The sequence below is a fragment of the Bradyrhizobium sp. Leo114 genome, from assembly GCF_055229415.2.
Genome location: NZ_JBUYEN020000181.1, coordinates 1 through 870, shown reverse-complemented (window position 1 = coordinate 870; position 870 = coordinate 1). Strand labels below are relative to the sequence as shown.

Genomic DNA, 870 nt, shown 5'->3' with positions numbered 1-870 from the left:
GAACGATCCGCGCCCGCTTCAAATCGCGCTGCAATGTCGTCGGCGAGCGACAACACGCCTCAAGCACCTTGCGATCTTTCCGCGAAAGGTGGACTTCTCTTGCTTCGGGTATCATCCATATCTTGAAGCACGACTCACGATCCAAGAAAAGTGGGTACTAGTCCGTGTTGCGACGACATGCCCCGCTTTCAATCGCCAGATATTGATGCGATTGGCTCGCCTTTGCAATTCGCCTGGCGCAAGAGGCGCAGCCCTGCGAGCAATGCGGTGAAGACCATCGTCAGCAGCAGGATCGCGACCGTGGATTCACGGATATCGTGGACCTGCCAGCCATAGCCTCTGTCGTCGACGGCTTCGCCTCTCTCTCCCATGATCCAGGGCACGATGTGCGTAACGCCGGCGCCGACATAGAAAAGGATGCCGATCACCGCCAGCCTGTGACTAATCCTCAAGTGCTGCCGTCGGCCGTCGCAGCGCAGGTGGAGGGCGAAGGCCTGGCAGATCAGCCAGGAGGTGAGAAGCCAGCCGAGATAGTTGGAGAGTGGAACACCGAACATTCCACCGCCGCCGTGCCATATCCAAGCCTTGGCTATCGTCGCGTTAGGGGCATCCGTCACAAGATTCCACTGGGTCATCACGAAAGCGGCTACGATGGGCAGGGCGACCAAATTGAAAGGTCGATCGAGCTGACGATCGGCGTGATCCAAAAGAACCGACGCGACCACCCATGAAAAATAGCCCACAACGAACCATACCGGTCCCACGATGATCGGGATGAGGCCGATCTGCGGCAAGTCCGCGCCGACCACGAAATGAAAGGTCCCAAATGGAAACGCTGTGGCAGCGCTCAGGTTTTCCATCGCAAACGCA

At 58.0% G+C, this 870-nt stretch carries 1 protein-coding gene and 1 pseudogene; both read right to left on the bottom strand.

Annotated features, from left to right (window positions below; genetic code table 11):
- Nucleotides 1–115: pseudogene (locus tag ACZIRK_RS45285) on the bottom strand (IS630 family transposase); the annotation flags it as partial.
- Nucleotides 116–188: 73 nt separating this feature from the next.
- A complete protein-coding gene (locus ACZIRK_RS45280) occupies nucleotides 189–860 on the bottom strand; it encodes a carotenoid biosynthesis protein (RefSeq protein WP_474419846.1) in 672 nt (223 codons plus the stop codon).
- Nucleotides 861–870 lie beyond the last annotated feature (10 nt).

Coding starts and splice junctions, on each gene's coding strand:
- ACZIRK_RS45280 (WP_474419846.1), bottom strand. CDS start 860: ATGGAAAACCTGAGCGCTGCCACAGCGTTTCCATTTGGGACCTTTCAT.